Source organism: Streptomyces vinaceus, assembly GCF_008704935.1.
Taxonomy (GTDB): Bacteria; Actinomycetota; Actinomycetes; order Streptomycetales; family Streptomycetaceae; genus Streptomyces; species Streptomyces vinaceus.
This window is the reverse complement of record NZ_CP023692.1, coordinates 2,755,812-2,771,514: the sequence shown is the minus strand read 5'-3', so window position 1 is coordinate 2,771,514 and position 15,703 is coordinate 2,755,812. Positions and strand designations below refer to the sequence as shown.

At 74.6% G+C, this 15,703-nt stretch carries 9 protein-coding genes; 2 read left to right on the top strand and 7 right to left on the bottom strand.

Going from position 1 to position 15,703, the window contains the following annotated elements; all coding sequences use genetic code 11:
- The first annotated feature begins 25 nt into the window (after window positions 1–25).
- Window positions 26–2,584: a SpoIIE family protein phosphatase gene (locus CP980_RS12110; protein WP_150530205.1), complete on the top strand. Its 2,559-nt coding sequence runs from the start codon at window positions 26–28 to the stop codon at window positions 2,582–2,584.
- Between the two features lie 51 nt (window positions 2,585–2,635).
- Here the strand turns inward: CP980_RS12110 and CP980_RS12105 are convergent, their stop codons facing one another.
- From CP980_RS12105 to CP980_RS12075, 7 genes are all read right to left on the bottom strand, one after another.
- Complete coding sequence (locus tag CP980_RS12105; protein WP_150528148.1) at window positions 2,636–3,352, bottom strand: PspA/IM30 family protein; 717 nt, start codon at window positions 3,350–3,352, stop codon at window positions 2,636–2,638.
- Between the two features lie 31 nt (window positions 3,353–3,383).
- The gene (locus CP980_RS12100) at window positions 3,384–5,522 is read right to left on the bottom strand and encodes a TPM domain-containing protein (protein WP_132757214.1); all 2,139 of its coding nucleotides are present in this window, start codon (window positions 5,520–5,522) and stop codon (window positions 3,384–3,386) included.
- Between the two features lie 83 nt (window positions 5,523–5,605).
- On the bottom strand, window positions 5,606–8,887 hold the full coding sequence (locus CP980_RS12095) for a serine/threonine-protein kinase (protein ID WP_167535824.1): 3,282 nt from the start codon (window positions 8,885–8,887) through the stop codon (window positions 5,606–5,608).
- Window positions 8,888–8,947: 60 nt separating this feature from the next.
- Window positions 8,948–9,721, bottom strand: coding sequence for a succinate dehydrogenase/fumarate reductase iron-sulfur subunit (locus tag CP980_RS12090; RefSeq protein ID WP_150528146.1), 774 nt, complete (start codon window positions 9,719–9,721; stop codon window positions 8,948–8,950).
- Window positions 9,718–11,637, bottom strand: coding sequence for a fumarate reductase/succinate dehydrogenase flavoprotein subunit (locus CP980_RS12085; RefSeq protein WP_150528145.1), 1,920 nt, complete (start codon window positions 11,635–11,637; stop codon window positions 9,718–9,720). The genes CP980_RS12090 and CP980_RS12085 overlap by 4 nt, the downstream gene beginning before the upstream one ends.
- A 1-nt stretch (window position 11,638) precedes the next feature.
- Window positions 11,639–12,460 (bottom strand): hypothetical protein, encoded by an 822-nt coding sequence (locus CP980_RS12080; RefSeq protein ID WP_132756489.1) that lies wholly within the window; start codon window positions 12,458–12,460, stop codon window positions 11,639–11,641.
- A 146-nt stretch (window positions 12,461–12,606) separates the two neighbouring features.
- The gene (locus CP980_RS12075; RefSeq protein WP_099889657.1) at window positions 12,607–12,837 is read right to left on the bottom strand and encodes a hypothetical protein; all 231 of its coding nucleotides are present in this window, start codon (window positions 12,835–12,837) and stop codon (window positions 12,607–12,609) included.
- Window positions 12,838–13,186: 349 nt separating this feature from the next.
- Between CP980_RS12075 and CP980_RS12070 the strand changes: the two genes are divergently transcribed.
- Window positions 13,187–15,490, top strand: coding sequence for an ABC transporter family substrate-binding protein (locus CP980_RS12070; protein ID WP_132756493.1), 2,304 nt, complete (start codon window positions 13,187–13,189; stop codon window positions 15,488–15,490).
- Window positions 15,491–15,703 lie beyond the last annotated feature (213 nt).

The following is a 15,703-nucleotide window of genomic DNA, read 5'->3' as shown; positions in this document are numbered from 1 at the left end:
GCCCGGGGAGACATGGCACGACTCCCTGTGGCACAGCAGCCCGCCTGGCTCGATATATGACTACATAAAGGTCGCGTCCTTCTCCATCGGACCCGACGGGCTCGTCGACCAGTGGAGCCTGCGCGCCGAGGAGTTGTTCGGGCTGACCGCAGCCCAGGCCGTGGGCCGGGACCCGGTGGACGCCTTCATGCCGCCGGAGCTGCGCGCCGACGGCCACCGCAGAATGGCCGAGATCCTCGACGGCAAGGAATGGACCGGCCTCGTCCCGTTCCGCATCCCCGGCGGCGACGGCGCGCACGGCGTCGCCGAGATCTACGTGATGCCCACCCAGACCGAGACCGCCGAGCGGGCCGCGCTCTGCGTCGTCGTCGACGTACGCGCGCTGCGCTGCATCGAATCCGACCTTGCCGCTTCGCAGGCCATATTCGGCCAATCTCCTTTCGGCTTCCTGCTCTTCGGTACGGACCTCACCGTGCAGCGCGCCAACCGCCGCTTCGCGACCGTCTTCGGCGGCGCCGTGGAGGAACACCGCGGCCGTACCGTCCACGACTACCTGCCGGCCCAGGAGGCCGACCGGATGACCGAGGCCCTGCGGCGGGTCCTGGAGACCGGTGACTCCGTCACCGACCTGCGGATCACCGGCGCCGCCCCCGGCAGCCGGGAGCACCGCCACTGGTCCATCAACCTCTACCGCGTCCACGGCGGCACCGGCCGGCCCATCGGCGTCGCGGGCCTGGGCACGGACGTCACCCGACGCCACCTCGCCGCCCGCGAGGCCGCCGGGGTACGGCGCAATCTCGCCCTGCTCAACGAGGCCGGGCACCGCATCGGGACCTCCCTCGACCTGGAGACCACCGCCCGCGAACTGCTCGACGTGACCGTCCCGGGCTTCTGCGACCTCGCCGCCGTCGACCTCTACCAGGGGCTGCTCCTCGGCGACGACGACCGGCCCGCACGGCCGCACGGCCCCGGCGTACCCCCGCTGCCGCAGGGGCGCGGACCCGGCCGGGCCCCCTCGCCCCCGCTGCGGCGGGTCGCCTTCGCCTCGGCCGTGTCGGACGGACCGCTGTCCGATCCGGGTGCGGCGGTCTCCGTGGGGGAGGTCCACCGCTATCCGGCGGCCTCGCCGGGGGCGCTGGCCCTGCGGACCGCGCGGCCCCGGCTGATCGAGGGCGACGGGGCCGACGACCTCGTCCAGTCGACGCTCGTCGTGCCGATGGTCGCGCACGACACGGTGGTCGGGCTCGCCCAGTTCTCCCGTACCAAGGGCAGCGAGCCCTTCGGGGAACGGGACCGGGCCGTGGCCGTCGAGCTCGCCGCCCGCGCCGCCGTCTGCATCGACAACGCCCGCCTCTACCGGCGCGAGCACGAGCGGGCGCTGATCCTCCAGCGCAGCCTGCTGCCGCCCGGGGACCCCGAGGCGGCCGGCCTGGACATCGCCTGCCGGTACCTGCCCGGCAACGCGGCCACCGAGGTCGGCGGGGACTGGTTCGACGTCATCGAACTGCCCGGGCACCGCACCGCGCTGGTCGTCGGCGACGTGATGGGCCGCGGGCTGCGCGCCGCCGTCGCGATGGGCGAACTGCGCACCGCCGTACGGACCCTGGCCCTGCTGGACCTGGAGCCGGCGGAGGTGCTGACCGCCCTCGACGAGATCGCCCGCGGGCTCGGCGCGCCCGGCGGCGCCCAGCAGGCCTCCCGCGCGGCCCTGCACTCGCGGGACGCGGACCGCTCGGAGGTCTACCTCGCGACCTGCGTGTACGCCGTCTACGACCCGGTCACCCGGCGCTGCACCATCGCCAACGCCGGCCACATGCCGCCGGTGCTGGTGGAACCGGCCGAGCCGGGTGCCCCGCCGCGGCCCGCGCTGCTGCTGGAGGTCCCGCCGGGTATGCCGCTCGGCGTGGGCGGCGAGCCGTTCGAGGAGGTGGAGGTGGACCTTCCGGAGGGCGCGCTGCTGGCCCTGTACACGGACGGGCTGGTCGAATCGCGCGACCACCCGCTGGAGGAGGGGCTGCGCGGGCTGCGGGAGGCGCTCGCCGACCCGGTGCGGCCGCTGGAGGACGTCTGCGACCACGTCCTGAACACCCTGGACACCCGCCACGGCGAGGACGACATCGCGCTGCTGATGGCGCGGGTGCAGGGGCTGCCGATCGACGCCGTCGGGGACTGGCAGCTGCCGCGCGAGGCCCGCTCGGTGGGCCGGGCGCGGGAGCTGGCGCGGGCGAAGCTGCCGGCGTGGGGCCTGGAAGGGCTGCTGGACACCACCGAACTGCTGGTCAGCGAACTGGTGACGAACGCCCTGCGGTACGGCGAGGGCGAGATCCGGCTGCGGCTGCTGCTGGACCGGACGCTGGTGTGCGAGGTCTGGGACGGAAATCTGGTCCAGCCGCGCCGCAGGCGGGCCCGGGACACCGACGAGGGCGGCCGGGGCCTGCAACTGGTCGGCCTGCTGTCGGCGGGCTGGGGCACCCGGCGGACCCACCGGGGCAAGACGGTGTGGTTCGAGCTCCCGCTGCCCGGCGGTGGGCCGGAGTCCGTGACGGAGCTGTCCGCGGAGCAGCTGCTGAGCATGTACGGCTGATCGAAGGCGGGGCGAGGTCCGCTGCGCGGGGGTCCCCGTGCAGCGGGAGCCTCATGCCGCCCGGGACTTCAGCGCCGCCAGGCGGGCCTCGACCTCCGCGGACCTGTCGAGGTCGTCCAGCGCCTCGAACTGGGCGTCCAGGGAGGAGGCCGCCAGTTCCTGCCGGCCCAGCGCCCTCGCCTCCTCCCTGCGGACCTTGTCCTCGAAGCGGGCGATGTCGCTCGTCGGGTCCATGACGTCGATGTTCTTGACCGCGTCCAGCATCTGGTTCTGCTCCTGCGCGGTCTTGGCCCGCGCCACCAGCTCGTCCCGCTTCGCCGTCAGCTCCGTCAGCTTGTCCTTCATCGCGTCCAGCCCGGACTTGAGCTTGTCCACGACCTCCGTCTGGGCGGCGATCGCCGGCTCCGCCGTCTTCGCCTCCTTCTCCGACCGCAGCTGGCGGCCCAGGGCCACCTTCGCCAGGTTGTCGAACCTGTCGGCGTCCGCGGTCGAACCCGCCGCCCGCAGCTCGTCCGCCTTCCGGCTCGCCGCCAGCGCCTTGCCGCCCCACTCCGCGGCGGCCTCCACGTCCTCCTTGTGGTCCGCCTCCAGCATCCGCAGGTTGCCGATCGTGGTGGCCACCGCCTGCTCCGCCTCCGCGATGTTGTTCGTGTAGTCGCGGATCAGCTGGTCCAGCATCTTCTGCGGGTCCTCCGCCTGGTCCAGCAGCGCGTTGATGTTGGCCTTCGCGAGCTGGGTGACGCGGCCGAGGATGGTCTGCTTGCTCATCGGTGCCCCTTCGTGGAACGGGAGGAGTGGGTCAGAAACGGCCGCCGCCGCCCATGCGGCCGCGGGTGCCCCCGCCGCCGAACGAGCCCGGGCCGGGCCCCCCGCCGCCGAAGCCGCCGCCCCCGAAGCCCCCGCCGCCGCCCCCGAACCCGCCGCCCCGGCCCCGGCCGCCGCCCAGGATCTCGCCCAGGATGATCCCGCCGAGGACCGCGCCGCCCATGCCCCCGCGCTGCTGCCGCTGCCCGCCGTACGGGTTCTCGTACGCCCGTACGTCCTGCTCCGCCAACTCCTGCGCCTGCCGCGCCAGCCCGTCCGCCTGCTGCGCCTGCGCCAGCGCGCCCGCCGGGTCCGTGCCCGCGAGGGCCGCCGAGCGCTCCAGGCGCCGCTGCGCCTCCGCCAGCCGCGTCCGGGCCTGACTGCCCACCGCACCCCGGCTGGTGGTGATGTAGTCCGTGGCCGCGCCGATCGCGCTGCGGGCCGAAAGCGTCGCCTGGTCCAGCAGCGCGGCCGCCCGTTGACGCCCGCTCTCGCGCTCCCGCGCCCCGGCCAGCGCCTCGTCGAGGGCCGCGTCGGCCTCCTCCACCCGGCGCAGGGCGTCGATCGGGTCGTACCGGCCGGCCTCCTGTTCCCGCCGTACGACGGCCAGCACCGCCTCCGCCCGGCCGATCCGGCCGCGCAGGTCCGCCGTCGAGGTCCCCTCCGCCGTGCCGGTCAGCAGTCCGCGCGCGTCGGCGAGGTCGGTGTCCGTCTCCGTGAGCGCCCCCGGCAGCTTCCCGGCCGCCTCCGCCAGCTCCTGCGCCCGCCGCTCCACCGCGTCGACCAGCGTCGCCGCCTGGTCCACCGCGCCCTCCGCGGCCCGTACGTGCACGGCCGCCTTCCCGTTGTCGCCGCCGTCGATCGCCGCCCGGGCCTCACCGAGGCTGCCCGTCGCGAACAGCAGCCGGTCCTTGGCCTGTTCGGCGTTGGAGGCCACCGGAGCGGACGCCGAGTCCGCGTAGCGCCCGGCCAGCGCCGTCAGCGTCGCCTCGGCCGTCGTCGTACGGCCCGTCAGCGCGCGGAAGTGCGCTTCCACCGTGGCCAGCGCCTGCGGGGCGTTCTTCTCCAGGTCCCGCAGCCGGTCGAAGTCCGCCGACTCGGCGTCCAGGCGCCGGTTCGCCTCGGTGCAGCGGGCCACGATCTCGTCCAGCATCCGCCGCCGGGTGGGATCGTCCTCGGGGTAGGCGTCGTCGAGCTGCTGGCGGAGCCGGAAAGCGGCCGTCAGCTCGCTCTGCGCGAAGGCCACCGCCGCGGTGAAGGTGCCCACCGCCGCGTCGCCGAACTGCGCGGTGGCGAAGCCCAGCTCCTCGTTGCTGGTCCGGACGGCGTCGTCGGTCTCCACCAGCAGGGCCTTGGCCTTGGCGTCGAGTTCGGGCAGCGGGAGGGCGGTCGTGGTCGCGGGCTGCCCGCCCCAGCCGGTGGTACCGGAGCCGCCTCCCGAGCCGCCCCCGCCCTTGCGCCTGCGGCGGGTGTACGCGTACGCCCCCAGGGCGCCGGCCGCGCCGACGACCACCACCGGGAGCACGTAGTCCCCGGCGCCGCCGTCCTCGTCCGCGCCGCCACCGGGGTCCGCGACGCCGGGGGTGACGGCCGGCACCGGTACCGGTTTCCCGGAGAGCACGGCCGCGTACCCGTCGGCGGCGCCGATCGCCGCGCCCGCCCAGTCGTTCTGCCTCAGCGCGGGCTCGATGGCGGTGCGGGCCACGTCCGCGAGCTGCGCCTGGGTGAAACCGGAGTCGACATCGGCCGAATAGGCGTACTGGCGGGCCCCGGTCGCCACCGCCAGCAGCACGTCGTCCTGGCCGAGCCCGTTCTTCTGCGCGGTGGCGTCCGCCCAGCCCTGCGCGGAACGCCCCGAGAAATCGTGCACGTACGTCACGAAGAGCTGGACCCGGTGACCGGCGTACAGCTTCTCCAGCGCGGCGGCGACGGCCGCCCGCCGGTCACCGAGGGCGCCCACGCGGTCGGTGATCTGCCCCTGCCGCGACAGTGTGACGGGGTCCTCGGCCCGGGCGGCGGGTGCCCCGGCCACCCCCCAGCCGCCGAGCCCCAGCAGAGCGGCGGCCAGGACGAGCCCGGCCCGTACGGATATCCCGGCGGTGGTGCGTCGCTTCGACCTGCTCCTGGGCGGCATCACATTTGGGAGGTTATGGGCGGTTCCCGCCCCGCGCACCCGGAGTCGGCGCGGTCCCGGCGGTCCACGGTCCAACGGTCCGTCTAAGGCAGCGCGTACGCCGACAGCTCCGGGCGGGAGAGGACGAGCCGGTCGCCGACCAGCAGGGCGTCCCCGTCGGCCAGCCCCGGCTGCTCCCACTGGCGGCGCGGCTTGCCCGTCGCCGGATCCAGTACGGCGACGAACGGCCCCGACTCCCGGCCCAGCCGCCCGCGCCGGCCACCGCGGGCGGCCCTCACGTACAGCCCGCCCGGCCGCAGGCCCAGCAGTTCCAGCGCGCACCCGGCGCCCTCGCCGCGGACCACGCTGCGCTGCCAGCGCAGCTTCCCCGTCCGGGCGTCGAACGCGGACACCAGCTCCCCCTGGGCGCCGCCGTGCGCCGCGTACACCGTGCCGTGCTCCACCAGCAGCCGCTGCGCCGGGGCGCCCAGAGCGAACTCCCACAGCTCCCGGCCGGTTCCACGCTCCACGGCGCGCAGCCCCGTCCCGTCCACCAGGTGCAGCGGCTGCGCTCCGGCCGTGCGGTCCAGCGGGTCGGAACCCCCCGGCCGGGAGCCCCGCCGCGTCGTCCACAGCCGCCGCCCGCTCGGCAGGTGCAGCGCCTGGAGCCACCGGTCGTCCTCCAGGACCAGGCAGTCGCCGACCGCGGCCAGGGAGCGGGTACCGTCCGGCAGCGAGCGCCGCCACTCCACCTCACCCGTGGTCGCCCGCAGCACCGTCAGCTCGCCCCCCGCCTCGTGCACCAGCAGCGGCCCGGCCCCGCGCAGCGGCGGGCCGGCCTGCGGCAGGTCCCGCCACCACCGCACCCGCCCGTCGCGCGGCTCCCGCGCCACGATCCGTACGCCCGGGTGCTCACCGCGGCGTACGTCCACGTACACCGTGGCGGCGTCGGCCACGCAGGACACCAGCAGCGCTCCGGTCCCCGGCAGCGGCGGTGCGGCCGCGCCCTCGTCGGCGTGGGCCGACCAGCGGGTCGTGCCCGAGTCGGCCCGTACGCAGCCCACCTCGGCCCCCGACCGCCACACCACGTGTGCCCCGGCGGCGTACAGGGCGTCCGGGCGCGCCCCCGTGTGCCAGGTGCGGGCCCCGGGGGCCACGGGATTCACGGGGGTCACGGGGGGCCCGGTGTCCGGGCCGCGCAGGGCCGTGGCGCCGGGCGGCGGCGGGCTCCCCACGGAGGCGGCCGCCTCCGGCAGCCAGGGCATCCGGTCCGCCGCCAGGCACTCCCGCGCGGTACGGGCCAGCGCGCGGGCCCGCGCCGCCGGCTCCGGCAGGGCGCGGGCCGCGTCCGCGCCCTCCCGGGCCGCCGCCGGGTCCAGCGGCGGCAGGGCCGCCCGCCGGACCTGCTCCCGGGCCCCCGCCAGCGAGTCCAGCGCGTGGCCGGCCTTCTCGTCGCCGGCCTGCGCCGGGTCGGGGCGCAGCAGGTCCGCCGCCTGGGCGCGCAGCCGCTCGGACCGTACGGGCCGCCCCTGCTCGGCTTCGTGCACCGCCTCCTCGCGCAGCCAGGCCGCGCGCTCCTCCAGGAACCGCGGCAGCTCCTCCTCGGCCTGCTCCAGCGCCCGGGCCCCGCCCGCCGCGTCCCCGGCCCCGGCGCGGTCGGTCGCCACCTGGCACAGCGCCAGCAGGCGGGCCCCGGCGGAGCCGATCCGCTCGCTCAGGCGAAGGGCGGTCTCCAGGTCCCGCGGGGCGACGGCCAGCACCATGTCGTACGTGGCGGCCGCGCGCCGGCCCGGATCCTGGATGCGGGTCAGCCTGCTCTCGGCCTCCGCGGGGCGCTCCGCGGCGAGGGCCGCCTCGACGCGGGCGCGGAGCCCGCCCGGGGCGGGGCGCCCGCTGAGGTGGTACCGGGCGATCTGGGCCGCCTGCCCGGGGGCCACCTTGATCAGTTCCTCGGCCAGGGCGCGCAGCGGAGCCTCGCGCCGGGAGGCGGGGGCCGTGAACAGTGCCTGCTGCGCGTCGGTCAGCAGACGCAGGGCCCGGGCCGGGGCGTGCGGGGCGGTGGCCCGGGCGAGCCCCGTCAGCAGCCGGGCCACCCGGACCCCGTCGCCCCCGCCGCCGGTCCAGGCCGCGCTCTCGGCGTCGGCCAGCAGCCGGAGCGCGAGGTCCGCGTCGAAGCGGGCCGCGGCGTCGGCGGCCACGGCGGCCACCTCGACGCGGGCGGCGTCGGCGCCGGGCGGCAGTGCCCGCAGCGCGTCCTCCGCCTCGCCGATCAGGGCCCGTACGAACTCCCGTACACCGGGGGACACTTCCGCGCCCGGAGCGGGGCCGGCCCCCGCGCCGCCCGGCTGCCCGGCATCCGCGGCGGCTCCCGCGGCGGCCCCCGGCGGCGGCCCGGCCCCGGCCCCGGACTCCGCCTCCGGCGCCCTTCCGCCCCCGGGCTCCGGCCACGGCCACGGCGTCGCCTCGGTCCCGGCCCCCGGCTGCGCCGCCGGCATCGGCTGCGGCGGCGCGTGTCCCGGGCCCGGGGCCGCGCCGGAGCCGCCGCCGGCGCCGCGCATCGCGCGAAGGGCCTTGCCCACCGCCTCCGCCGACTCCGGCCGGTCCGCCGGGTCCTTCGCCAGCAGGGCCAGCACCAGCCGGTCCAGCTCCGCCGGAACCGGCGTCCCCGCCTCGCGCAGCGGGAGCGGCGCCTGCGCACAGTGCCGGTGCATCAGCACGTACGGCGACTCGTTCTGCCCGAACGGCGGGGCCCCGCTCACCAGCGCGTACAGGACGCACCCCAGCGCGTACAGATCGCACCGCGCGTCCACCCGCTCGCCCCGCCACTGCTCCGGCGCCATGTACGGGGGAGTGCCGATGATCCGGCCCGTGACCGTCCAGGCCGCCGTCGCCTCCGCGGAGTGCGCGATGCCGAAGTCGCATATCTTGATCCGCCGGCCCGGCAGCAGGAAGAGGTTGCCCGGCTTCAGGTCCCGGTGGACCACCGACTGCCCGTGCGCGACGGCCAGCGCCTCCGCCGTCTGCGCGGCCAGGTCCACGGCGAGGTCCACCGGCAGGGCGCCGTCCCGCGCCAGCGTCCTGGCCAGGTCCTCGCCCGCCAGCAGCTCCATGACGATGAACAGCCGCCCGTCCTGCTGTCCCACGTCGTGCACCACGGTGATCCCGGGGTGCGAGAGCCGCGCCCCGATCGTCGCCTCGCGTCTGAACCGGGCGACCACCTCGTCGTTCACGGCCGCGTCCAGCAGCACCTTGACGGCCACCGACCGGTCCAGTTCCTGGTCGTGCCCGCGCCACACCTCGCCCATGCCGCCCGCGCCGAGCCTCTGCTCCAGCCGGTACCGGCCGGCCAGTCGATCCCCCACCCGCACCGCAAAGCCCCCTGACATCACGTCATGCGACGTTTTCCCAGGGGGCATTGTGTCCTGCGAAGTGAACGGCCGGGGGTGCTACGTGTCGCCGCGCCTGCGGATCTTGTTGCCCAGCCACACCAGCGGGTCGTACGTGCGGTCCACCACCCGCTCCTTCAGCGGGATCAGCGCATTGTCGGTGATCTTGATGCCCTCCGGGCAGACTTCCGTGCAGCACTTGGTGATGTTGCAGTAGCCGAGCCCGTGCTCCTCCTGGGCCGTGCGCTTGCGGTCCAGGCCCGCCTCGGCGGCCGCGTCCAGCGGGTGCATGTCCAGCTCGGCCACCCGCATCAGGAAGCGGGGGCCGGCGAAGGCGGTCTTGTTCTCCTCGTGGTCGCGCACCACGTGGCAGGTGTCCTGGCACAGGAAGCACTCGATGCACTTCCTGAACTCCTGCGAGCGGTCCACGTCCACCTGCTGCATCCGGTACGCGCCCGGAGCCAGGCCCGGCGGGGGCACGAAGGCCGGGACCTCGCGCGCCTTCTCGTAGTTGAACGACACGTTCGTCACCAGGTCCCGGACCACCGGGAACGCGCGCAGCGGCGTGACCGTGATCGTCTCGGTCCGCTCGAAGGTGGACATGCGCGTCATGCACATCAGCCGCGGCCGCCCGTTGACCTCCGCACTGCACGAACCGCACTTGCCCGCCTTGCAGTTCCACCGCACCGCGAGGTCCGGGGTCTGCGTGGCCTGGAGCCGGTGGACGATGTCCAGGACGACCTCGCCGTCGTTCACCTCGACGGTGAAGTCCCGCAGTTCCCCGCCTTCCGCGTCCCCGCGCCAGATCCGGAAGCTCGCGTCGTACGTACTCATTCGTACAGCTCCTCTTCGGCGAGGTACTTGACCAGCTCTTCCTTCTCGAAGAGCGCGAGCAGGTCGGGGCGGACGGGTTCGGTACGGGTGCGCTCCAGCGCGATGCGGTCGGCGGCCGGGTCCTCGGGGACCGGCTCCACCGGCCGGCACAGCAGGTTCACCGGGCGCCAGCTGCGCTCCATCGCCGGGCAGTCCTCCCGGGTGTGCCCGCCGCGGCTCTCGGTGCGCTCCAGGGCGGCGCGGGCCACGCACTCGCTGACCAGCAGCATGTTGCGCAGGTCCAGGGCGAGGTGCCAGCCCGGGTTGAACTGCCGGTGCCCCTCGACCCCGGCCCGGGCCGCCCGTACGCGCAGACCCGCCAGCCGCTCCAGGGCCTCGGCCATCTCGCCCTCGCGGCGGATGATCCCGACCAGGTCGTTCATGGTCGTCTGGAGCTCCTGGTGGAGCGTGTACGGGTTCTCCGCGCCCTCGGCGGCGTGGAACGGGGCCAGCGCCTCGGCCGCGGCCGCGTCGATCTGCGCCTGGGAGACCGCGGGCGGCGCCCCGGCGAGGCCAGCGGCGTACTCGGCCGCGTGCAGCCCGGCCCGGCGGCCGAACACCAGCAGGTCGGAAAGGGAGTTCCCGCCGAGCCGGTTCGAGCCGTGCATGCCGCCCGCGACCTCGCCGGCCGCGAACAGGCCCGGCACCCCGACGGTGGCGGCGGTGTCGGAGTCCACCGCGATCCCGCCCATCACGTAGTGGCAGGTCGGGCCGACCTCCATCGGCTCGGCGGTGATGTCCACGTCCGCCAGTTCTTTGAACTGGTGGTACATGGACGGAAGGCGTCGGCGGATCCTCTCGGCCGGCATCCGCGTGGACACGTCGAGGAACACCCCGCCGTGCGGGGAGCCGCGGCCGGCCTTGACCTCGGAGTTGATGGCCCGGGCCACCTCGTCGCGGGGGAGCAGCTCGGGCGGGCGCCGGTTGTGGTCCGGGTCCTCGTACCAGCGGTCGCCCTCGTCCTCGGACTCCGCGTACTTCTCCTTGAAGACGTCCGGGACGTAGTCGAACATGAACCGCTTGCCCTCGCTGTTGCGCAGCACCCCGCCGTCGCCGCGCACCGACTCGGTGACGAGGATGCCCTTGACCGAGGGCGGCCAGACCATGCCGGTCGGGTGGAACTGCACGAACTCCATGTTCAGCAGGGGCGCCCCGGCGAGCAGCGCCAGCGCGTGGCCGTCGCCCGTGTACTCCCAGGAGTTGGAGGTCGTCTTGAAGGACTTGCCGATCCCGCCCGTGGCCAGAACCACCGCGGGCGCCTCCAGGACGAAGAACCGGCCGGACTCCCGCTCGTAGCAGAAGGCGCCCGCGACCCTCTCCCCGTCCTTCGGGCCGCGATCCTTCAGGACCCGGGTGACCGTGCACTCCTGGAAGACCTTCAGCCGCGCCTCGTGGTCCCCGTACTCCTTGAAGTCCTCCTGCTGGAGCTGGACGATCTTCTGCTGGAGGGTGCGGATCAGCTCCAGACCGGTCCGGTCGCCCACGTGCGCGAGGCGCGGGTACTCGTGGCCGCCGAAGTTGCGCTGGGAGATCTTCCCGTCCGGGGTGCGGTCGAAGAGCGCGCCCCAGGTCTCCAGCTCCCAGACCCGCTCCGGGGCCTCCTTCGCGTGGAGCTCCGCCATCCGCCACTGGTTCAGGAACTTGCCCCCGCGCATGGTGTCGCGGAAGTGCACCTGCCAGTTGTCGCCCTCGTTGACGTTGCCCATGGAGGCGGCGATCCCGCCCTCGGCCATCACCGTATGGGCCTTGCCGAAGAGGGACTTGCAGATCACGGCCGTACGCATGCCCCGCTCGCGCGCCTCGATCGCGGCCCGCAGCCCGGCGCCTCCCGCGCCCACCACGACCACGTCCCACTGCTGCCGGTCGACTTGAGCCATGTCAGAAGAACCTCGGATCGTTGAAGGCGCCGCTCGCCAGCAGGTACACGTAGAAGTCGCACAGGGCCACGCTGATCAGGGAGGCCCACGCCAGCTGCATGTGGCGGGTGTTGAGCCGGCTGATCCAGCCCCACATCCGGTAGCGCACCGGGTGCTTGGAGAAGTGCCGCAGGCGGCCGCCCATGATGTGCCGACAGGAGTGGCAGGACAGGGTGTAGGCCCAGATCAGCGCGATGTTGACGAGGAACAGCAGCGTTCCCAGGCCCATGTGGCCCCACTCGTACCGGTCGTTTCGGAACGTCAGCACCGTGTCGTACGTGAGGATGCCCGCGACCGGCAGCGCCGCGTAGAAGAAGTACCGGTGCATGTTCTGGAGGATCAGCGGGAAGCGCGTCTCGCCGGTGTACTTCGCGTGCGGCTCGGCGACGGCGCAGGCGGGCGGCGAGGCCCAGAAGCCCCGGTAGTACGCCTTGCGGTAGTAGTAGCAGGTCAGCCGGAAGCCGAGCGGGAAGACCAGGATCAGCAGGGCGGGGGACAGGCCCCACCAGCTGCCGAACAGGTCCAGGTTCGGGCCGCCGCGCATCTCGCGGCAGTTCTCCGCGAGACACGGGGAGTAGAACGGGGAGACGTACGGGGCCGCGTAGTAGTCGGCGTTCGCGAAGGCCCGCCACGTCGAGTAGACGATGAAGGCGAGCAGCCCGGCCGCGGTGACGGCGGGGGCCAGCCACCACCGGTCGGTGCGCAGGTGCCGGCCGGCGATCGCGGCCCGGGAGGCGTCGTGGACACCGGTCAGCTGCCGGGGTGGTTCCGTACCTGTGGCCAAAGGGGACTCCGGGTGGAGTGATGAGGGGTGACCCACGGGGCCCGGCCGCGGACGGCCGGGCCGGGTGGCGTGCCGGGGGTGTGCGGGGGCGCGGGGTCCGGACTCCGGGCGGGTGCCCGTGCCCGGCGCGCGGGTGCGGGCGCCGGTCAGGGGGCCCGGCGGCCGCGGGAGCCGAGACCCTCGTCGTCGGCGTCCGTCCACAGCGAGCTGTCGTACGGGGTGTCCGGGACCTGGACCATCCCCTCCTGCCGCGGGGCCCGCGGGGCGGCCGGAGCCTGCCGGGCCGCGTCCTCGACGTCTCGCTCCAGCCGTTCCACCGAGCGGACCAGCTCGTTCAGATTGCGTCGTACGGCGGTCAAATCGTCGTGCAGGGACATGACTTGCCCTCACTTCCGCTGGTTGCGGTGGCAACGCTCATGTGCGCCTGCGAGTGTCGCGCCTCCCGTCCCCGGTTGTGAAGGGACGTGCACCGATTGCGGGCGCGCAGGCTCGATCCGTGCGCCCCTCCCCGCTCCGGGTCCGATCCCTCTTCCGGGGGAACGCCCGCTCGCGGCGCAAGCCGGATTGGTCCGCACGGGTGGGGTTCGCGGCGTGGCGAGGGGCGGCTGCGAGTGGTGCGGCGGGCGGTGGATTTCAGTGTGTTGCGGCACCCAGTGTGATCAGCTCCATATACCGCCAAACGTGATCAAGCTGCCCCTTTCACGCCCCGCCCCGGAGGTACCACCCATGTCCCAGAGAAGGCGCAGGTCCTTGGCGCTCCTGACCTCGGGAGTCCTCGCACTGCCGCTGCTCGCGGGCTGCGGCTCTGGTGACGACGAGGGCGGCCCGGTGGCCGCCGGACAGGACATCGCGGCCACGGCCCGCGACAAGGTCGCCGACGGCGGAGTGCTGCGCTGGGCGGTGGACTCCCTGCCGGACACCCTGAACACCTTCCAGGCCGACGCGGACGCCACCACCACCCGGATCGCCGGGGCGGTGCTGCCGCAGCTGTTCGTCCTGGACGACAAGGGCCGGCCGGTCGCCAACCCGGACTACCTGGAGAAGGCCGAGGTCGTCGAGCGCGAGCCCAAGCAGGTCGTCCTGTACAAGCTGAACCAGCAGGCGGTGTGGAGCGACGGACGCGAGATCGGCGCCGCCGACTTCGTGGCCCAGTGGCGGGCCCTGAACGGCAAGGACTCGGCGTACTGGACGGCCCGCAACGCCGGGTACGACCGGATCGAGAAGATCGAGCGCGGCAAGACCGATCTGGAGGTCAAGGTCACCTTCGCCAAGCCGTACACCGACTGGCGCTCCCTGTTCTCCCCGCTCTACCCCAAGCAGGTCACCGGCACCCCGGACGCCTTCAACGAGGGAGCCCGCGGCACCCTCAAGGTCACGGCGGGCCCCTTCAACCTCGGGGCCGTCGACAAGAAGACCGGCACCGTCGCCCTGACCCGCAGCGCCCGCTGGTGGGGCCGCCCGGCCAAGCTGGACTCCCTGGTCCTGACCGCCGTACCCCGCGCCCAGCGGCCGGCCGCGCTGGCCGCCGGCAAGGTGGACCTGGCGGAGATCGACCGCGCGGGCGCCGAGCGCATCGCCCTGGCCCACCGGGACGCGGAGCGCGCCCCGGGCACCGGCGGGGCCCCGGCGCACGGGCCCGGCGCGGCGATGACCCCGGCGCAGGCCACGCTGTCGTGGGCGATCGCGTACGGCGCCGACGAGGGCAAGGCGGCGACGGAGCGCGAGACCCGGGCACAGAACGCCGAGGCGGCGAAGAACTACGCCGACGAGCAGTCGGCCCTGCGCACCTTCACCGTCCGCAAGTCCCTGGAGCCGGCCTACACGCAGCTGGCGATGAACGGGGCCTCCGGCCCGCTGGCCGACGAGCGGGTCCGGCGGGCGGTGGCCCGGGCCCTGGACCGCAAGGAACTGGCCGAGATCGTACTGAAGCCGCTCGGCCTCCCGGCGAAGCCCGTCGGCAGCCACGTGGCGCTGGCCGGGCAGCGGGCGTACGCCGACAACAGCGACGCGCTCGGCGGCAAGGACCTGCACGCCGCCGAGGCCCTGCTGGCCGACGCGGGCTGGCGCCGGGGCGGCAAGATCACCGAGCCGGCGGGCTCGAAGGCCGGCCCGGAGGGCGAGGAGGGCCAGGACGACTCGAAGACCCCCTCGGGCCCGGGCACCGGCAACGACGGGCTCTACATCGTGGGCGAGACCGACGGGCGCAACGGGGACGGCCTGGACCGGGGGCTCCCGGTGGTGGAGTCCGCGATCAGGACCGGAGGGGAAACGTCTCCCCAGGGCGTGCGCGGCGAGCGGGTCGACCCCTCGGGCCAGGACGGCGAGGCCGGCGCGGCCGCCGACCCGGACGCCGTGGACGACGCGAAGCGCGGCCCCGCCCGCGACGGCGAGGCCCCCGGCCCCGGCAAGGCCAGCGCCTCCCCGGCGCCCGCCCCGGCCAAGCAGGTCCGTACCTCCGGGAACATGCTCGCCAAGGACGGCAAGGCCCTCAACCTGCGCTTCGTCCTCCCGGCCGGCCCCGGCTCGGAGGCCCTGCGCACCGTCGGTGAGCGGATCGCGCAGATGCTGAAGAAGGTCGGCGTCAACACCGAGGTGACCAAGGTCGCCGACGAGAGCTTCTTCAAGGACCACGTCGCCTCGGGCCAGTACGACCTGGCGCTCTACTCCTGGCCCGCGACGGCCTACCCGGCCACCGACGCCCGCCCGATCTTCGCGAAGCCGGAACCGGCCGCCGACGGCTCGCTCCTCGTCGAACAGAACTACACCCGCGTCGGCACCGACCACATCGACCAGCTCTTCGACCAGGCGCTCGGCGAGCTGGACGAGGAGGCCTCGCGCGAGCTGATGCGCAAGGCGGACGCCCGGATCTGGGCCGCCGCCGGCTCCATCCCGCTCTACCAGCGCCCCGAGCTGGTGGCCGTCAAGCCGAACCTGGCCAACGCCGGCGCCTTCGGCCTCGGCACCCCCCGCTTCCAGGACATCGGCTGGAAGAAGCCGCCTACCGCCAAGGAAAACCTGAAGAAGAAGTAGTGACGAAACGGGGCCGGACGGGTTGATGTCCGGCCCCAAGCTCAGATGTGACTCAAGTCGCTTGCCCGCCGGACTTCCGGCGGGCAAGGTCGTTGCATACCCATTGACCATGCCCGTTGACCCGCGGCGATACCCGCACCACCCACGGCCGGGACCCCCCACCCCGCACCCGGCCCTGCTCAGCCGTCCGGCCTCTTGACAGACCCCCCGGCG

Excerpts from the sequence above, each read along its gene's own strand:
- CP980_RS12105 (WP_150528148.1), bottom strand. The coding sequence starts at position 3,352 with ATGAGCAAGCAGACCATCCTCGGCCGCGTCACCCAGCTCGCGAAGGCC.
- CP980_RS12100 (WP_132757214.1), bottom strand. The coding sequence starts at position 5,522 with ATGCCGCCCAGGAGCAGGTCGAAGCGACGCACCACCGCCGGGATATCC.
- CP980_RS12095 (WP_167535824.1), bottom strand. The coding sequence starts at position 8,887 with ATGTCAGGGGGCTTTGCGGTGCGGGTGGGGGATCGACTGGCCGGCCGG.
- CP980_RS12090 (WP_150528146.1), bottom strand. The coding sequence starts at position 9,721 with ATGAGTACGTACGACGCGAGCTTCCGGATCTGGCGCGGGGACGCGGAA.
- CP980_RS12085 (WP_150528145.1), bottom strand. The coding sequence starts at position 11,637 with ATGGCTCAAGTCGACCGGCAGCAGTGGGACGTGGTCGTGGTGGGCGCG.
- CP980_RS12075 (WP_099889657.1), bottom strand. The coding sequence starts at position 12,837 with ATGTCCCTGCACGACGATTTGACCGCCGTACGACGCAATCTGAACGAG.
- CP980_RS12070 (WP_132756493.1), top strand. The coding sequence starts at position 13,187 with ATGTCCCAGAGAAGGCGCAGGTCCTTGGCGCTCCTGACCTCGGGAGTC.